General features: G+C 53.0%; 17 protein-coding genes. 11 read left to right on the forward strand and 6 right to left on the reverse strand.

All coding sequences use genetic code 11. From position 1 onward, the window contains the following. Both ABJI30_RS03550 and ABJI30_RS03555 read left to right on the forward strand, forming a co-directional pair. Nucleotides 1-801: a DUF1295 domain-containing protein gene (locus tag ABJI30_RS03550; RefSeq protein WP_348015528.1), complete on the forward strand. Its 801-nt coding sequence runs from the start codon at nt 1-3 to the stop codon at nt 799-801. Nucleotides 802-836: 35 nt separating this feature from the next. Then, entirely contained in the window at nt 837-1262 is a 426-nt protein-coding gene (locus ABJI30_RS03555; RefSeq protein ID WP_348015529.1) for a VOC family protein, read from the forward strand. 21 nt (nt 1263-1283) lie between these two features. On the opposite strand, the gene ABJI30_RS03560 is transcribed toward ABJI30_RS03555, so the two are convergent. From ABJI30_RS03560 to ABJI30_RS03580, 5 genes are all read right to left on the reverse strand, one after another. Further along, entirely contained in the window at nt 1284-1943 is a 660-nt protein-coding gene (locus ABJI30_RS03560) for a DsbA family oxidoreductase (protein ID WP_348015530.1), read from the reverse strand. Between the two features lie 21 nt (nt 1944-1964). Then, complete coding sequence (clpS, locus tag ABJI30_RS03565; RefSeq protein ID WP_348015531.1) at nt 1965-2378, reverse strand: ATP-dependent Clp protease adapter ClpS; 414 nt, start codon at nt 2376-2378, stop codon at nt 1965-1967. Between the two features lie 142 nt (nt 2379-2520). After that, nucleotides 2521-3345 (reverse strand): phasin family protein, encoded by an 825-nt coding sequence (locus tag ABJI30_RS03570; RefSeq protein ID WP_348015532.1) that lies wholly within the window; start codon nt 3343-3345, stop codon nt 2521-2523. 251 nt (nt 3346-3596) lie between these two features. Beyond that, a complete protein-coding gene (locus ABJI30_RS03575) occupies nt 3597-4469 on the reverse strand; it encodes a sterol desaturase family protein (protein WP_348015533.1) in 873 nt (290 codons plus the stop codon). Nucleotides 4470-4585: 116 nt separating this feature from the next. After that, nucleotides 4586-5674 carry a helix-turn-helix domain-containing protein gene (locus ABJI30_RS03580; protein WP_348015534.1) on the reverse strand — a complete coding sequence of 363 codons (1089 nt, stop codon included), beginning with the start codon at nt 5672-5674 and terminating at the stop codon, nt 4586-4588. 76 nt (nt 5675-5750) lie between these two features. On the opposite strand from ABJI30_RS03580, the gene ABJI30_RS03585 reads away from it, so the two are divergent. After that, nucleotides 5751-6797, forward strand: a complete 1047-nt coding sequence (locus ABJI30_RS03585) for a type III polyketide synthase (protein ID WP_348015535.1) — start codon at nt 5751-5753, stop codon at nt 6795-6797. After that, nucleotides 6794-7330 (forward strand): isoprenylcysteine carboxylmethyltransferase family protein, encoded by a 537-nt coding sequence (locus ABJI30_RS03590; protein ID WP_348015536.1) that lies wholly within the window; start codon nt 6794-6796, stop codon nt 7328-7330. The genes ABJI30_RS03585 and ABJI30_RS03590 overlap by 4 nt, the downstream gene beginning before the upstream one ends. On the opposite strand, the gene ABJI30_RS03595 is transcribed toward ABJI30_RS03590, so the two are convergent. After that, nucleotides 7327-9084, reverse strand: coding sequence for a D-aminoacylase (locus ABJI30_RS03595; protein WP_348015537.1), 1758 nt, complete (start codon nt 9082-9084; stop codon nt 7327-7329). The genes ABJI30_RS03590 and ABJI30_RS03595 overlap by 4 nt on opposite strands. Nucleotides 9085-9209: 125 nt before the next feature. Between ABJI30_RS03595 and ABJI30_RS03600 the strand changes: the two genes are divergently transcribed. The 7 genes from ABJI30_RS03600 to fusA all read left to right on the forward strand — a co-directional run bounded on the left by ABJI30_RS03600 (nt 9210) and on the right by fusA (nt 16156). Beyond that, the gene (locus ABJI30_RS03600) at nt 9210-10040 is read left to right on the forward strand and encodes a TauD/TfdA family dioxygenase (RefSeq protein ID WP_348015538.1); all 831 of its coding nucleotides are present in this window, start codon (nt 9210-9212) and stop codon (nt 10038-10040) included. 247 nt (nt 10041-10287) lie between these two features. Beyond that, a complete protein-coding gene (locus tag ABJI30_RS03605; RefSeq protein ID WP_348025372.1) occupies nt 10288-10938 on the forward strand; it encodes a hemolysin III family protein in 651 nt (216 codons plus the stop codon). A gap of 56 nt (nt 10939-10994) precedes the next feature. Then, nucleotides 10995-11366, forward strand: a complete 372-nt coding sequence (locus ABJI30_RS03610) for a DUF1304 domain-containing protein (RefSeq protein ID WP_348015540.1) — start codon at nt 10995-10997, stop codon at nt 11364-11366. A gap of 108 nt (nt 11367-11474) precedes the next feature. Beyond that, a complete protein-coding gene (locus tag ABJI30_RS03615; RefSeq protein ID WP_348015541.1) occupies nt 11475-12437 on the forward strand; it encodes an ADP-ribosylglycohydrolase family protein in 963 nt (320 codons plus the stop codon). Nucleotides 12438-13056: 619 nt separating this feature from the next. Then, nucleotides 13057-13428 carry a 30S ribosomal protein S12 gene (gene rpsL / locus ABJI30_RS03620; RefSeq protein ID WP_066744956.1) on the forward strand — a complete coding sequence of 124 codons (372 nt, stop codon included), beginning with the start codon at nt 13057-13059 and terminating at the stop codon, nt 13426-13428. A 24-nt stretch (nt 13429-13452) separates the two neighbouring features. Further along, nucleotides 13453-13923 (forward strand): 30S ribosomal protein S7, encoded by a 471-nt coding sequence (gene rpsG, locus ABJI30_RS03625; protein ID WP_348015542.1) that lies wholly within the window; start codon nt 13453-13455, stop codon nt 13921-13923. 139 nt (nt 13924-14062) lie between these two features. After that, on the forward strand, nt 14063-16156 hold the full coding sequence (fusA, locus tag ABJI30_RS03630; RefSeq protein ID WP_348015543.1) for an elongation factor G: 2094 nt from the start codon (nt 14063-14065) through the stop codon (nt 16154-16156). Nucleotides 16157-16201 lie beyond the last annotated feature (45 nt).

Here is a 16201-nt window from a genome sequence, read left to right on the forward strand (position 1 = left end):
ATGACCAGTATTATCCCGGCATTGGGACTTAATCTTGCCGTTTTGGTGGGTGTTGTGCTGTTGCTCTGGCTGATCTCCGTGAAAATCCGGGATGTGTCTTTTATCGATGCATTTTGGGCCTATGGCATGGCAATCATGGCCAGCGTGTCGATCATGCAGGTCGCGGAGCCGGGGATGCTGGCCTGGGCAATCTGGGGATTGACGGCACTTTGGGGGTTGCGACTGGGTACACATCTGTTCCTGCGCTGGCGCCGGGAAGGAGAGGATCCACGCTACGCGAGAATTATGGGCAAGGCGATGAACAAGCAAGGCATGAGCTTTGCGACCGCAGCACTGATAAAAGTCTGGGGACTGCAGCTGGTTCTGCTTTTCGTCGTTTGCCTGCCGGCACAGCTGGGGATTTTGCTGGCAGATGGTGCAGCTATTGGCCAGATCGCATGGGTTGGCATCATTCTCGCCATTGTCGGAATTGGTTTTGAAACCATTGGTGATGCGCAGCTAAAAGCATTCCGGTCCAATCCGGCCAATAAAGGCAAGGTGCTGGATACGGGGTTGTGGCGCTATACCCGGCATCCGAATTATTTCGGCGATTTTTGTGCCTGGTGGGGCATCTGGCTGGTTGCAGCTCAGACCGGCTGGCCGGTCTGGGTCGCCATTGTTGGCCCGATCTTTCTGAGCTTCACACTCATGAAATGGAGCGGTGCTCCATTGCTCGAGCAGTCGCTAACAAAGAACAAGCCAAAATACGCGGACTATATCGAAAGGACGTCCGCCTTTTTCCCGGCACCACCAAAAAAGTGAACGTGAATTGTTGGGGATAGAAAAGAAGAGAGCCGGTGATTAAGGGCGTTCACCATATCGCGATCGGTGTTCCTGATCTCGGGCAGGCGTTACGATTCTATCGTGATGTACTGGGTTTTTCGGTCGAGCAGGAGACCGAAATAACCGAAGATCATGCGAAAGCGGGGGCCGCGGTCGGCATTCCCGGTTTCGCTGCGCGGATGGCGATGCTGCAGACCGGAAATATCCGAATTGAACTATGGCAATATTCCAAACCAGAACAAAGAGATCGTCGTTCGGATCCTGCAGATCTGGGATATCCCCACTTCGCACTCGAAGTTGAAGACATTGAAGCGGAATGCCAGCGACTGTCGTCAGCCGGAATGACGTTCGTTGGTCCGCCCGTGGATTTCGATCCTCTGAAAGCGGTTTACGGCCGCGATCCGTTCGGCAATCTCATCGAACTGCTGGAAGTTAAATAGCCGATCACAAAGCCGGTTTGCTCAGGCTGCCTTCGCCAGAATCTTGCTTTCAATGATCTGTGCAAACACATCACTGTCCTGTGCGCCGGGGACCATGAATTTCTTGTTGAAGATAAACGCTGGAACCCCGGTGATGAAGCGCTCCTGCCATTCAGCTTCGACCGCACGAACTTCTGCGGCTAACATGTCGGTTGCAAGGATATTGGCGGCCCGGTCCTTGCTCAGACCCACCGATTGCGCGATTTCGACGAGGATATTGTGATCGCTGACATCTTTCCCGTCGGTAAAATGGGCGGTAAACAACGCCAGTTTCAGAGCTGTTTGATGTCCGGTTTCGCCGGCCCAATGGAGTAACCGGTGAGCGTCAAACGTGTTCACCATCCGCATATTTTCTTTGTAGCTGAACTCAAAGTCCAGATCACTGCCCGCATTTCGCAGGCGTTCCCGGTTTGCTTTGCTCTGTTCAGCCGTGGCCCCGTATTTCTGGGCCATATGTTCGTTTATGTCCTGTCCTTCAGGAGGCATGCCGGGGTTAAGTTCAAACGCATGCCATGCCAGTTCAAACCTGGCCCGACCGTCAAAGCCCTGCATCGCTTTTTCCAGCTTCTTGAAGCCGATTATGCACCAAGGGCAAACGACGTCAGAGACGATATCTACGGTTATGACCGGGGTCTCGGACATTGTAATTCCTTTGTTTAAAGATCAGGCTTTTTCCAGTGTGCATTGCAGCGGATGCTGGTTCTTGCGGGCAAAATCCATGACTTGGGTCACTTTGGTTTCAGCAACTTCATAGCTGAATGTGCCGCAAACCCCGACGCCTTTTTGATGGACATGCAGCATCACCCGAGTGGCTTCGTCTATGTCCATTTTGAAAAACCGTTTGAGCACCAGCACGACAAACTCCATGGGAGTATAATCGTCGTTGAGCAGCAGCACCTTATAGGGGTTTGGCTTCTTGGTTTTGGCGCGCGTTTTGGTCGCTACGCCAAGATCGGCATCGTCTTGTCCACCTTTGTCTCCGTCATCGGGCGTTTCCGGTGTTTCATCATCGCCAGCGGTCACAATTGACAGCCGGGCACCTTCTGCGTCGGAAAAGAGAATCTGTGGGTCGTTCATGCTTTGGTGAATATGGTATTTTTGCATTGAAGGGCAAGTGGTCGTTTGATCAGCTATGGTCGATTTTACGACAAATTGTCGAACTGTGACATAAAAAAAGGCCGCCCCCGAGGGGACGGCCGATTTTTTATCTGCGAAAAGCTTAGGCAGCTTTTTTCAGTTCCTTGCGGATTTCGCTGACGCGATCAGCGATCGGCTGATAGGCTTTGCCGGCAATTTTTGTGACAGCGTCGGCGTTGTTTGAAGTCTGATCCATTACGCGGTCCAGATTGCTGCGCATGTAGTCAGCCTGCTTTTCGAAGAAATCGCGCGGTGTGGCAGCGCTGAAAACTTCTTTCAGAACGCGGCTGGCTTCGGTCAGATTTTCACGACCGTATTTTACGTTGGTCTTGCCAAGTTCCTGAGCGCCTTTGGCAGCGATCTTGCCGCTTTCTACCAGAGCTTCAACGTTCTCGCGGTTGAATTCAACAGCGGTCTTTGAAACTTCCGTGGCACGTTCAGCAGCATCTTTGGCGCGTTCTTGTGCGGTAGCAGCCAGTTCTTCGATGCGAGCGCGGATTTTTGCGGTCACGTCCTGGTTAGCTTTCTTGGCGGTAGTTGCCTTTTTCGGTGCGGTTTTCTTCGCAGTAGCTTTTTTTGCTTTAGCCATTTTCGTGGTTCCTTTTTTTAATTTTGATTTACCGGCAGCTTTTGCTGGAGCCTTTTTGGCTGCAGCGCGTTTTTTGGGTGCCGCTTTCTTTGCTGCAGGCTTCTTTGCAGCGGATTTAGAAGCCGTTTTAACTGGAGCAGCAGCCGTGGCAGTCTTCGTTGCCGGGGCTGTTTCCTTTTTGGCGACAACCGATTCTGTATCGGTTGACGTAACCGGTTCGGCCGACGCAGCTGCGGCATAGGCAGCTTCAGCAGACAGACTGCCTGTCCGTTTTACGGCAGGCTTGGTCGTGGATACTGTGTTTTTCGTGTCGGCCATTTCTACTTCCATTTGTTTGTTGCAGTGCACAAATAGGGTAAGGAATGGCCAATGTCAAGAAAAAATGTTGCAGTGCACAATAAACGGTATATTGATATTAAATCGCATAATAACAACTACATAAAGAAAAATTGTGATCCGTGAATTTCATATTATATGCAAATGCAAGATTTTGTGCTGTGCAACTTGAGGCAAATAGATGCTCTGATGCGTTAAATTGACAATCCACTGTCCAGTATGTCCAGATATCCTCAAATCCACTGCACGGTTGTCGCAAGAGCAAGAGAGGCAAATGCCGCGATGGATATATTGGATGCGGCCCGGACGTTCATGCGGATCGGCTTGGCGATGGCATTGAAACGCTGTTCATATTCCGGGTGCTCGGTACCCATCATCCGATCCCACCAGGTGAAGTATAAACCGAAATTGCTGTTGCCCTGGCTGTGGTGCAGGTCATGATGTGTCGTGGTCGTGATCCAGCCGAGAGGACCACGTGTCCAGCCAGCCGGGAACAGTTCTATGCCAGCATGACCCATGACGTTGCGAATAATCATGTGGGCCAGGAACAGGAAGATGGCGAACGGATACATGCCACCAAACGCGATCGAGAAGGCGAACAGATAGATAGGGACAAAGGCGGCTTCAGCCATCGCCTCGAAGGAAGAGAAGCTATAGGCTGCCCAGGGCGTCGGTGTCCGTGACTTATGATGATGCAGATGTGAAAAGCGGAACATGGTCTTGTTGTGCAACCAGCGATGCATCCAGTAGAAATACGCATCATGCGCCACAATCATCGCAGCGAGCTGGATAGCGAACAGGGGCCAGACAATTTCGGTCGTCATGACAGAAATCCAGCCCGCAGCCTCCAGCAACACGGTCGTGATGGTCGTCAATCCAAAAACCAGCACCGTCCGCATCGAAGACAGGAATTCCCGCTTATAGTCGGCGATGCCAGCTCGGCGCGACTGGATGCGCCGGGCGTCACTCCATTTCCCGAAAAACCACAACAGCAAAGAGAGCGCGCCCGCTGCGATCAGATATCGGCCAAGGTCAAAGGTAAAGGCACCTATCATGTGATCGACTATGTCATTAACAAGTTCCGGGGCACTATTCAGATCGGGCATTTCATTCTCCATCAACGGCATGTGTTCGTTCGATGAAGCCAATGTGGCAGGATCGGTCAGGCCATTCTCGCCAATGCTGAAAAATGATGGGCAATTTTGAAACTGATCATGGTTTTTCAGTTTTGATCAATTGCATTTTTGCGAAAATCGCTAGGAGTAATGCCCGTTTCGGAGCGAAAAGCACGATTGAACGGGGCGAGTGACCCGTAACCCAAATCCATCGCAATTGTCAGGATCGGCAGGTCGACAAGATCGCGATCGGCGAGCATGGCCTTGGCTTCGTTGACTCGATATCCGTTGAGGAATGACGAAAAGTTGCGATGACCCAGCTGCCTGTTGATCAACGCTCGCAGTCGATGCTCCGGTGTATCCAGATGATCGGCAAGCATCGTAATGGTCAGCGAGGAAGTTCGATATACGCCTTCATCCATGGCTTGCATCAGCTTGTCGTGCAGCACTGATTCCGATGGTGAGAGATTTGATTTTGGATTGGGTGTCTGTTCTTCAACGTTCGCACGGGAAAAAATATCCTGTTCGGCCACGAACAGGGCCATTCCCGCGCCGAGTACCAGGAACATGATAAACATCGCATTCATCGCCGAAATGCCGGGCTGATACTCCGCAGTTCCAAAGATTATTTCGTAAGTCAGGACACCGCCAACCTGCAAGCCAACGAAAATCGGAAGGATTGTTCGTATTCTTCGCCGCCGTTCAATCAGATCATCGGCCCGCCCGTTTACAGCAATGAAGATCAAGTGCGCGACGAGCGCCAGGGAAAGCAGGTGAATGGCATAATAGGTAAACCACCGCGTGTCCGGCATGGCATTCCCGACAGCCCAGAAAATCGCGAGCATCAAGGGTGCAACAATCAATAGAGGTCTGCGAATCGACCGCTCAAACAACTGATGTGCAAATATCCAGGCCCAGATTGTTGTGGATACTGACGTGAAATCGACAAGCATTCGCCAAGGTTGGGGGGGAGATAGTGCGATCGAGGAATTGACCAGATACGCGCTCGCACCGACCAGCACCCCGAAGAGCGAGATTTTCAAATCAGTGCGGGTTCGGCTGATCAGCAAAATGGCAATCATCATCATCTGCCCGCCGATCGTGAGCAGACGAATGGTTGTGTCGATCGATACAAGTTCTGACGCGCTGATGATGTTGACCTTCCCCGTTACAGCTATGCTAACCCATCTTTCCATCGACGCAACGGGATTATTCTGTGGTTTCTGATTTGGCTATGTGTAACAGCCGGGTCATGCCGTGCGAACATATACCATGTCCCAGTTGAAATCGATCTCCACCGCCGTTCCCGACCATTGCATAAGTCAGGAAGGGGTGCTCGCAATTCTTGCCAAAGCCCGCGGTGCGGCCTTACCGGCGCGGCTGGAGAACATCCTGGGAAATTCTGGCATCGATCAACGTTATCTTGCCTGCGAACCAGATTATTATCTGAAGCAGCGCAGTTGGCCTGAACGAGCCCGGATCTATGATCAGGTCGGGCAGGAGCTCGTCCAACGCACTGCGGCACAAGCCATGGAACGTGCCGGACTTGCTGCGCCTGATATTGATGTGATTGTGATGGTTTCGACCACGGGAACGATGACTCCTTCCATTCCAAGTCGGCTCATCCAGGAGATGGGATTTGATCCGGACACACAAACCGTCCCGGTTTTCGGATATGGCTGCGCCGGCGGTGTCCTCGGCCTGCGACTGGCGAACAGTCTGGCGGAGGCAGGTGAGGGCCAGAATGTTCTGATGATCTCGCTCGAATTGTGCAGCCTGTCTTATGACTACAGCCAGTTTGACAAGAAGAATATGATCGCGACCGCTCTATTTGCTGATGGATGTGCGACAGCAGTAATTACACCGGATTCCGGTGACACGCGCGCTCCGTCCTTCCGGGCGTTTAATCAGAAAACCTGGCCGGACACACGCGACATGATGGGTTGGGAAATTGGGCAAACAGGTTTCGACCTCGTGCTTGCCCGCGACATTCCCACTTTTGTAAAACGAGACTTCGCCCCGTTTTGTGATGCGTTTCTGGACTCTCAGGGCCTGAAAAAAAACGATCTTTCCGAACCCGCTTGTCATCCCGGCGGGGGGAGGGTGGTGGAGGCGATGGAAGATTATTTCGCACCGGATATTGACGGGATTCCGGCCACGCGCAGCATGTTGGCTCAATTCGGCAACATGTCATCACCGACCGTCCTGTTTGTACTGGAGCAACTCTTGCTGTCGAAATCCGAAAAACCCATTTTGCTCACCGCCCTTGGTCCAGGATTCACTGCGGCTTTGGGCATTTTGGACCCGACGGAGAAATGACGATGGATCAGCTTGGCAGTATTTTCACCACCGCACCAACGCCGGTGACCTGGATATTGATCTATATCGTGGCACAGCGCCTCGGCGAACTGGTTTATGCCAATCGCAATACCCGGCGACTGCTGTCGGAAGGCGGCGAGGAATTTGGTGCGGATCACTATCAATATTTCATTTTTCTCCACAGTGCCTGGTTGGCGGTGATCTTCCTGATGGTTGATCCGCTGCACGTGCTTAATCCGTTTCTGCTGTCGCTGTTTGTCGGTACCCAGATTCTGCGCGTGTGGACTCTAGCCAGCATCGGGCGCTGGTGGACAACGCGAATTATCAGTGCACCTCATTTTGATCTCGCCAAGCGCGGGCCATACAGGTTCCTGAACCATCCCAACTATCTGATCGTGGTGCTGGAAATCGCGATCGTCCCTCTCTTGATGGGACTGCCATGGGTTGCGCTGCTTTTCTCCATCCTCAACGCGATATTGCTGCGTCACCGAATAGGGGTGGAGAACAAGGTCCTTGCTCTGCGTAAATCCTAACTGCGCGCGAGACGGCCGGGGCGATTGCCGGTGTCGCTGTCATGATCCCGTATTTTCACGCCATTGCAGTAAGTCGCAATATAGCCGGATACCGGCTGCATGACCCGCGTTCCGCCTGCGGGCAGATCCTTGTAGGCGACGGGAGAGGAGACGCTGAGATTGTCGAAATCAATGACGTTGATATCCGCGCGTTTGCCGACTTCCAGCGAACCGCGATCCTTGAACCCATATAGTTTTGCATTCCGGGCAGTTTGTTTGTGGACGAGAAACTCCAGCGGCAGCCGATCACCCTTTTTGCGGTCCCGCGCCCAGTAAGACAGCTGTGTCGTTGGCATGGTGGCATCGCAAATCAGCGTTACATGCGCCCCGGCATCGCTCAGTCCTGTGACGGTTTCGCTATGTTCCAGCAATTCCCGCAAGACTTCCATACCCTTGGGCAGGTTAGGCGCACTCATCGAACAGAAACTCTTGCCTTCATCTTCCAGCATATAGTCATAAAGATATTCGAGCGGCTCGCGGCCTTCAGCCTTTGCCCGGTTGCCGAGGCTGTTTTCCGGACCCGCTTCATAATTTACCGGATTGCCCAGCGGATAGAGTATGGCGGCGCTGCGGCCCAGCAGTGCGGAGATATTCTCCATTGAACCCGGCGCTTCGTGCTTGATTTCCTTCTCGGTCAACAGCGCCTCTTTGATCGCCGGATCGCGCATGGCCGTAACACGTTCTTTCAGTGGCAGCGGGGCCAACTTGTCCAGATAAGTCGGTTTGCGCATGAAGGGGTGATAGCTGCTGAGGCCGGTTAGATAACCAATGATCCGCGATGGTACTTGCGGATGCATTTGCGCGCCATCTGCATTGGCCTCTTTGGAAAGCCGCAACATCTTGCGCCAGAGATCCGGTTCATATTCTGGCGTCTGGATGAGCGTGAAGGTCACCGGCCGGCCGCTGCTTTTGGATATCTTTGTCATCAGCTCATGTTCTTCATCGGGCCGGGCCTGCTCGCCTCCCAGATGTTCCAGTTTTCCGACTGTTCCTGAGGGAATGACTTCAAACACGCCCTTGTCCAGATCACCCATTGCCCCAGCAATCGCCATCAGCTCTTGTTCCGGAGCATAAGTGCCGGGAACCGCGGTGCCCCATAGCGAGCGATGGCCGATGGTGCGCGATGTGCTGAAGCCGACAGCACCGGCGTCAACTGCTTCGCCGACAATCGCAGCCATCGCTGCAATATCCGCTTCAGTCGCGTCCTTGTTGTGCTTTCCGCGCTCGCCCATCACATAATATCGCACTGCGCCATGCGGGATTTGGGCTGCCACATCGATCGCATATTCGCGGGAATCGATATAATCCATATATTCCGGGAAGCTCTCCCACTGACCCCATTCGATGCCTTCATAGAGCGCGGTGCCGGGAATATCCTCAACGCCTTCCATCAGCTCGATCAGCGTCTTTTCCTCACCCGGCTTGACCGGAGCAAAACCCACGCCGCAATTGCCCATGACCACGGTCGTGGCACCATTGTGCGACGAGGGGGCCAGTTCGGAGTCCCAGCTGACCTGACCATCATAATGAGTATGCACATCCACCCAGCCCGGAGTCACAATCGCGCCACTGGCATCGAGGATCTCGCGGGCCGGTGCATCAATTGAGCCGCCCACTTCTGCAATCACGCCATCCTGAAAAGCAATGTCCCCGACATAAGGCGCGCCGCCAAGGCCGTCGACGATGGTGCCGCCCTTGATGATGGTATCGAACATGGCTTTCTCCCGATTCAAGAAAACTGGAGTTAGGGGAGGACAGGGCGAGGGACTACTGGCTTATTTGGGTAGGCGCAGCCGGGCCGGATGGATTAGCCAGCGGATCTGCGCTAGGGATGGTCGCCATGAAGATCACTCCCTATTCCGATGGCTGCGGCGCGCTGGTCGCTGATGTGCAGCTGGCGCAGCTCGATGATAGCGGGCTGGCCAATCTTAAAACTGCCTTTGCCGCGTACGGGCTTCTCTTTTTTCGCGATCAGGATTTGCCGCCCGAAGCGCATCACCACTTTGCCACCCGCTTTGGCGACATTGTGCTCAACAAATTTTTCAAACCCACTGATGTTCATCCGGAAATTGCAGAGGTTCGCAAGGAAAAGGACCAGAAAATGAATATCGGCGGCGGCTGGCATACCGATCACAGCTATGATGAAGAACCCGCCATGGGATCGATACTGGTTGCACGGACGTTGCCCGACAGCGGCGGCGATACCAGATTTGCCAATCTGGCGGCGGCCTATGATGCGCTGTCCGATGGATTGAAGCAGACGCTGGAGGGCCTGCGCGCGATCCACAGCAACCGGCATATTTACGGCGAGGGCGGCTATTACCGCAAATCCGATCTCGCGCGGACGCTGGGCGGCATGGACCGGGTTGGCGATGCCACCCACCCGGCGGTCATCCGCCACCCCGAAAGCGGGCAGAAAATCCTGTACGTCAATCCGGGACATACAATTGGCTTTGAAGGCTGGACGCGCGAAGAAAGCTTTGCCCTGCTGGATTATCTCTATGCCCATGTCGACCAGCCGGAGTTTACGTGCCAGTTCAATTGGGAGCCGGGCTCAGTTGCCTTCTGGGACAACCGTGCAACCTGGCATTTTGCCAATAACGACTATCAGGGACAGGAGCGGCTGATGCACCGGATCACGCTGGCCGGGAGCGGCTTGGCGGGGGTTTGAGTATCACGCAAGGCCAGGCTACCAATCCTGTCACCCCAGCGCAGGCTGGGGTTGCAAGTCGAAGGCGACCAATTCTGCGATAAACGCCCGAGATGCCAGCCTGCGCTGGCATGACAGTAATGTCCGAGGAAAGCAGGAAAACCCGGCAGGCCGTTATACGATTGCCGGTTAATGCGTGACTAATCGCATTTAATATGCTGTCACCCACATCCCGCCTCCCGTGCGCCAAGCCAGAGATTTTACACCCATGTATCCCAGCCCGATTGAACTAGAACGCCGCGCCGATATGATTGTCCATGGCATTGGGCTGATTTTCATATTGCTGGCCAGTGCCGCCTTGATCTTTCAGGCGGCGGCGCGATCCAGCCTGACAAATGGCGCCGCGATAGCCGGAGCGGTAGGCATATATGTTGCCTGCGTGACATTCTCGCATGTCATTTCCATGTTTTATCATTTGTCGCCTTTTCACGACCGACGGCTGGTGCTGCGCCGGATCGACCATGCGGCCATCTATCTCACCATCGCGGGGACATTTACGCCGCTTTTCATCCTCGCAAATACCGAGTTTAGCCTCTTTGTGCTTGCGGCTTGCTGGGTGCTGGCCATCCCCGCGATACTCTACAAGATATTCGGCAAAAACCTGGATTCGCGATGGTCGCTGGCATCCTATCTTGGTCTGGGATGGATGGGCATTATCGGCGTGCCCGAGATGATGGATCATCTGCCGCCGCTATCTTTATGGGCGATGCTGGCAGGCGGTGTGTTCTATTCGTTGGGCACGATTTTCTATGCCCGCAAGGCGCAGCCTTTTCGATATTCGATCTGGCACAGTTTCGTGATGATGGGCGGCGGGTGTTTCTTTGTGGCTATCTGGGTGGCTTTGGTGGCTAGCGGCTGATTGCTTGTGCTTACCGGCCCGCACTTTATAGTGTTTCAGGATTGGGGAGAGGCACAATGAAAATACTGGCATCGATAGTCATCGGGCTCATTGCCGCGCTACATCTGTATATCGCCTGGTTTGAGATGTTTGCGTGGACCACCAGAGGTCCGGCGGTTTTCAGTTCCTTTCCTGCGGAATTATTTGAACCAACCACGGCGATGGCAGCCAATCAGGGGCTTTACAACAGCTTCCTCGCTGTCGGCTTGATCTGGTCGTTGTTTATCAAGGACCGTGAATGGCAACGCCGCGTTGCAACATGCTTTTTGCTGTTCGTGGCAATCGCCGGAATATTCGGCGCCACCACCGTATCGCCGCGTATCGCATTGGTGCAAACCGTGCCAGCGGTGATTGCGTTGCTGCTGGTTTGGTTGGGCAGAGGGCGTTAGGGCGTAACTTCGTTGGTATGCCGCATGTGTTGCGGGCAATAGGTGTGCGGTTGGTGATCGAGGAATCGGGTTTAATGCACATTAGTCCAATTTAAGCTAGTGTCCGCTTTGGGTGCAAAAGCGGGCATTGCATTTCCAGCTTTTTCAGCTGAGTATCCGAAGATGCAAGGCAAAGAAATCGAATCACGCGACAGGGCGCTGGGTGCCATGCTTGGCCTGGCAACAGGTGACGCGGTCGGCACAACATTGGAGTTTCAAAGGCGCGACAGCTATCAACAACTTACAGATATGGTTGGGGGTGGCCCGTTCGACCTAATGCCAGGGCAATGGACCGATGATACTGCTATGTCGCTGGCACTGGCTGACAGCCTTGCCCACGACTCCCAACTTGATGAATCTGATTTGATGCAGCGTTTTGTCAGTTGGATGGATGAGGGGGCGTACAGCTGCACCGGAAGCTGTTTTGACATAGGAATTACAACCCGAAGGGCTCTTGCCGATTGGAAAAGCAGCGGAGATCCGGTGTCAGGCTCTACAGACCCTCGCACCGCTGGGAATGGGAGCCTGATGCGATTGGCCCCTGTTGCTGTAAGGCATTGGCGAAACAATGCACATCTCGTGGACGTTGCGGCACGCCAAAGCCAAACAACACATGGCGCGGCGGAAGCGGTGCAAGCTTGCATTGCCTTCGCTGAAGTTCTGTCAGAAGCCATCAAAGGTTCGGCCGACCCAATTCGAAACACTAGATTCAGTTACAATTTCTCTGGTAAACTAAAGTCTATCCTGAACGGTAACTGGGTTGATAAGGAGCGATATGAAATCGCATCGTCGGGTTATGTAATGCATTCACTTGAAGCTGCATTTTGGTGTGTAAACGAGTCCTCCGATTTCAGAGAAAGTATATTGCTGGCTGCTAATCTCGGTGACGATGCTGATACCACTGCTGCGATCACCGGTCAGTTGGCTGGTGCGATATACGGAGCAAAATCAATTCCGGCAGAATGGCTTCACAAACTTGCTTGGAGAGACCAGATTGTCGAAAAGGCCGAGCTTCTCTTTTTGCAAAGCTAATGTCCGCTTTCGGGATGTAGCCGACGGTACAAATATTGCGTCAGCAGCGTTAGTCGGGGATAAGGTCGGTAACAATGGAGGCGGGAGATGAACGACACTAGAAAACTTATAACGATCTCAACGATCGCGTTTTCAATGATGGCATGGGGAATACTTGTTCCCGCTGCTTTTTTCGCTTTCGGGTTTTCTGGCTTTGGAATACTCCATTGGAGTAATGCTTTTGACGGCGACAATCTCAACGCCGAGTTTTTCCTATTCTGGCTTTGAGTTCTTTATCCCTGCCTCCTTGTCTCATGGATAATTTTTCGAAAATTTGGATCAAATCGTAGTGCTAACGATGCTGAAGACTAATTAATTCCTAGTGTCCGCTTTCGGGATAAAGCGGGCGCTCCTTTCCAAGTTTGATAGCTATCACGAATATATTGTCTGGTATGCGGTCAACCTGTTGACGAAACCCCGAATCCCCGCTAAGGGCCGCACTTCCGCAGCGATGGGCTTCTGACAAACAGCGCCCAACGCCGCAGAAAACTTACATAGGCAAAACACTTACGGTCATTTGGGCCGCGAGAGTAACCACTGTCATTTTGGCAGGCTTATCAACTTATAAGGTGAAGACTTTATGCCAACGATTAATCAGCTCGTCCGTAAAGGGCGGGTGCCTCAGAAGGTGAAATCCAAAGTTCCAGCAATGGAAGCCAACCCGCAGAAACGCGGCGTTTGTACCCGGGTTTATACCACGACTCCAAAGAAACCAAACTCCGCTCTGCGCAAGGTTGCCAAGGTTCGCCTGACCAACCAGCGTGAGGTCATCAGCTATATTCCAGGTGAAGGTCACAACCTTCAGGAGCATAGTGTTGTTCTTATTCGCGGCGGCCGTGTTCGTGACCTTCCCGGTGTGCGTTACCATGTGCTGCGCGGCGTTCTTGATACCCAGGGTGTCAAAGACCGTAAGCAGAGCCGTTCCAAATATGGCGCCAAGCGTCCTAAATAAGATCAGAACTGGAGTTTATAGAACATGGCACGTCGTCGTCGTCCCGAGAAACGGGTTATCCTTCCTGATCCAAAATTCAAGGATCAGGTCCTTTCAAAATTCATGAACAACTTGATGCTGGATGGCAAAAAGTCTGTTGCAGAGAAAATCGTCTATGGTGCGCTGGACAGCGTCGAGGCCAAGGCGAAAAAAGATCCGATGCAATTGTTTCATGATGCATTGAACAATATCAAGCCAGGCATCGAAGTGCGGAGCCGCCGTGTTGGTGGTGCGACCTATCAGGTTCCTGTCGAAGTGCGTCCCGAACGTGCGCAGGCTCTGGCGATCCGCTGGATGATTTCAGCCGCGCGTTCGCGCAGTGAAACCACCATGGCAGCACGTCTGTCGGGTGAAATTCTCGATGCTTCCAACAATCGCGGCAACGCGGTGAAGAAGCGTGAAGATGCGCATAAGATGGCCGAAGCCAACCGGGCTTTTGCACATTATCGCTGGTAGTATTTTTGAACGGTGCCGGGCGATTTGATCCGGCACCGATCAAATAGTAATTATTGAAACCGAACAGGGCTGGCATTCACCGGCCCATTTCACTATAGGGCAGCCAGAATTTGGTTCCCCGATTTTTGGAGTAAAGACTATGGCCCGCAGCCATCCGCTCGAACGATATCGCAACATCGGCATTATGGCCCATATTGATGCCGGTAAAACGACCACCACGGAACGTATCCTGTATTATACGGGTAAATCCTATAAAATCGGCGAAGTGCATGATGGCGCGGCGACGATGGACTGGATGGAGCAAGAGCAAGAGCGTGGTATTACCATTACCTCTGCTGCGACCACCTGTTTCTGGAATGCCGACGACCGCGAAGGTCCAGAGCACCGCATCAACATCATTGATACTCCCGGCCATGTTGACTTCACTATTGAAGTTGAGCGTTCGCTACGTGTGCTCGATGGCGCGGTTGCCTGTTTTGACGGTGTTGCCGGTGTTGAGCCGCAATCCGAAACCGTATGGCGTCAGGCTGACAAATATAAAGTGCCGCGGATGTGCTTCATCAATAAGCTCGATCGGACCGGTGCAAACTTCAAATTCTGTGTGGATTCGATCGTAGAGCGTCTCGGCGCGACACCTGCTGTTCTGTATCTGCCAATCGGTATCGAAGCGAGCCTGGTGGGTCTGGTTGACCTCGTGAACCAGCGGTCGATCACTTGGAAGAACGAAGATCTTGGCGCTGAATATTCCTATGGCGAAATTCCTGAAGACATGGCTGATGAAGCTGCTGAATATCGCGAGAAGCTCATTGAGCTTGCTGTGGAGCAAGACGATGACGTGATGGAGCAGTATCTGGAAGGCAACGAGCCTGACGCAGCGACACTGAAAGCGCTTATCCGCAAAGGTACGTTGAATCAGAGCTTCGTTCCCGTGCTTTGTGGTTCTGCATTCAAAAACAAAGGCGTTCAGCCATTGCTCGACGCGGTTGTGGATTACATGCCTAGCCCGCTCGATGTTGAAGCGATCAAAGGCGTGGCGATGGACGGCGAAACCGAAGATACACGTCCTTCCAGCGATGACGAGCCTTTTGCGGCGCTGGCGTTCAAGGTCATGAACGATCCGTTCGTGGGCACGTTGACCTTCTGCCGCATCTATTCCGGCAAGCTGGAAAAAGGCACGCTGCTGAACTCGGTCAAGGACAAGAAGGAAAAAGTCGGGCGTATCCTCGAGATGCACTCCAATGACCGCAAGGATATTGAAGAAGCATTTGCAGGCGATATTGTTGCTCTGGCCGGTATGAAAACAACCACCACCGGTGACACGCTCTGTGCTGCCGAGCATCCGATCATTCTTGAGCGCATGGAATTTCCGGATCCGGTTATCGAGCTGTCTGTTGAACCCAAGACCAAGGCTGACCAGGAAAAAATGGGTGTAGCTCTGAACCGACTGGCTGCTGAAGATCCAAGCTTCCGCGTGACCACTGATCACGAATCCGGTCAGACAATCATTAAAGGAATGGGCGAACTTCACCTCGACATTCTGGTCGACCGCATGAAGCGGGAATTTAAAGTGGAAGCCAATGTTGGTGCACCGCAGGTGGCTTATCGTGAATCACTCGGCAAGCCAGTGGACACGGATTACACTCATAAGAAACAATCGGGTGGTTCGGGTCAGTTTGCACGGATCAAGTTCGAAGTGACGCCAGGTGAACGCGGTGCTGGGATCACGTTTGAAGATGAAATCAAGGGCGGTAATATTCCAAAAGAATATATCCCGTCAGTGGAAAAAGGCATGCGCGAAACGGCGGAAACCGGTTCGCTTATCGGCTTCCCGATCATCGATTTTCACATTCGTGTCTATGATGGCGCCTATCATGATGTCGATTCTTCGGCGCTGGCTTTTGAAATTGCGGCCCGTGCTGCAATGCGAGAAGCTGCACAGAAGTCGGGTATCAAGTTGCTCGAGCCGATCATGAAAGTCGAAGTGATTACACCGGAAGACTATCTTGGTGACGTTATCGGCGATCTCAACTCTCGCCGAGGTCAGATCCAGGGCACGGATACACGTGGTATCGCTCAGGCAGTGGACGCAATGGTGCCGCTGGCAAACATGTTCGGCTATGTGAACGAACTGCGTTCGTTTACTCAGGGCCGTGCGCAATATTCGATGCAATTCTCTCACTATGAAGAAGTGCCGCGGAACGTTGCAGAAGAATTGAAGGAGAAGATGGCTTAACCGCCGCTGCTCTTTTTACGAGTAACCGCGCTTACCTTTTGGTTC

The organism is Parasphingorhabdus sp. (assembly GCF_039968395.1).
Classification (GTDB): domain Bacteria; phylum Pseudomonadota; class Alphaproteobacteria; order Sphingomonadales; family Sphingomonadaceae; genus Parasphingorhabdus.

Bases quoted from the DNA above. Each gene is read 5' to 3' on its own strand.
- ABJI30_RS03550 (WP_348015528.1), top strand. From the start codon at position 1: ATGACCAGTATTATCCCGGCATTGGGACTTAATCTTGCCGTTTTGGTG.
- ABJI30_RS03560 (WP_348015530.1), bottom strand. From the start codon at position 1,943: ATGTCCGAGACCCCGGTCATAACCGTAGATATCGTCTCTGACGTCGTT.
- clpS (WP_348015531.1), bottom strand. From the start codon at position 2,378: ATGAACGACCCACAGATTCTCTTTTCCGACGCAGAAGGTGCCCGGCTG.
- ABJI30_RS03570 (WP_348015532.1), bottom strand. From the start codon at position 3,345: ATGGCCGACACGAAAAACACAGTATCCACGACCAAGCCTGCCGTAAAA.
- ABJI30_RS03575 (WP_348015533.1), bottom strand. From the start codon at position 4,469: ATGCCCGATCTGAATAGTGCCCCGGAACTTGTTAATGACATAGTCGAT.
- ABJI30_RS03580 (WP_348015534.1), bottom strand. From the start codon at position 5,674: ATGGAAAGATGGGTTAGCATAGCTGTAACGGGGAAGGTCAACATCATC.
- ABJI30_RS03585 (WP_348015535.1), top strand. From the start codon at position 5,751: ATGTCCCAGTTGAAATCGATCTCCACCGCCGTTCCCGACCATTGCATA.
- ABJI30_RS03590 (WP_348015536.1), top strand. From the start codon at position 6,794: ATGACGATGGATCAGCTTGGCAGTATTTTCACCACCGCACCAACGCCG.
- ABJI30_RS03595 (WP_348015537.1), bottom strand. From the start codon at position 9,084: ATGTTCGATACCATCATCAAGGGCGGCACCATCGTCGACGGCCTTGGC.
- ABJI30_RS03600 (WP_348015538.1), top strand. From the start codon at position 9,210: ATGAAGATCACTCCCTATTCCGATGGCTGCGGCGCGCTGGTCGCTGAT.
- ABJI30_RS03605 (WP_348025372.1), top strand. From the start codon at position 10,288: ATGTATCCCAGCCCGATTGAACTAGAACGCCGCGCCGATATGATTGTC.
- ABJI30_RS03610 (WP_348015540.1), top strand. From the start codon at position 10,995: ATGAAAATACTGGCATCGATAGTCATCGGGCTCATTGCCGCGCTACAT.
- rpsL (WP_066744956.1), top strand. From the start codon at position 13,057: ATGCCAACGATTAATCAGCTCGTCCGTAAAGGGCGGGTGCCTCAGAAG.
- rpsG (WP_348015542.1), top strand. From the start codon at position 13,453: ATGGCACGTCGTCGTCGTCCCGAGAAACGGGTTATCCTTCCTGATCCA.
- fusA (WP_348015543.1), top strand. From the start codon at position 14,063: ATGGCCCGCAGCCATCCGCTCGAACGATATCGCAACATCGGCATTATG.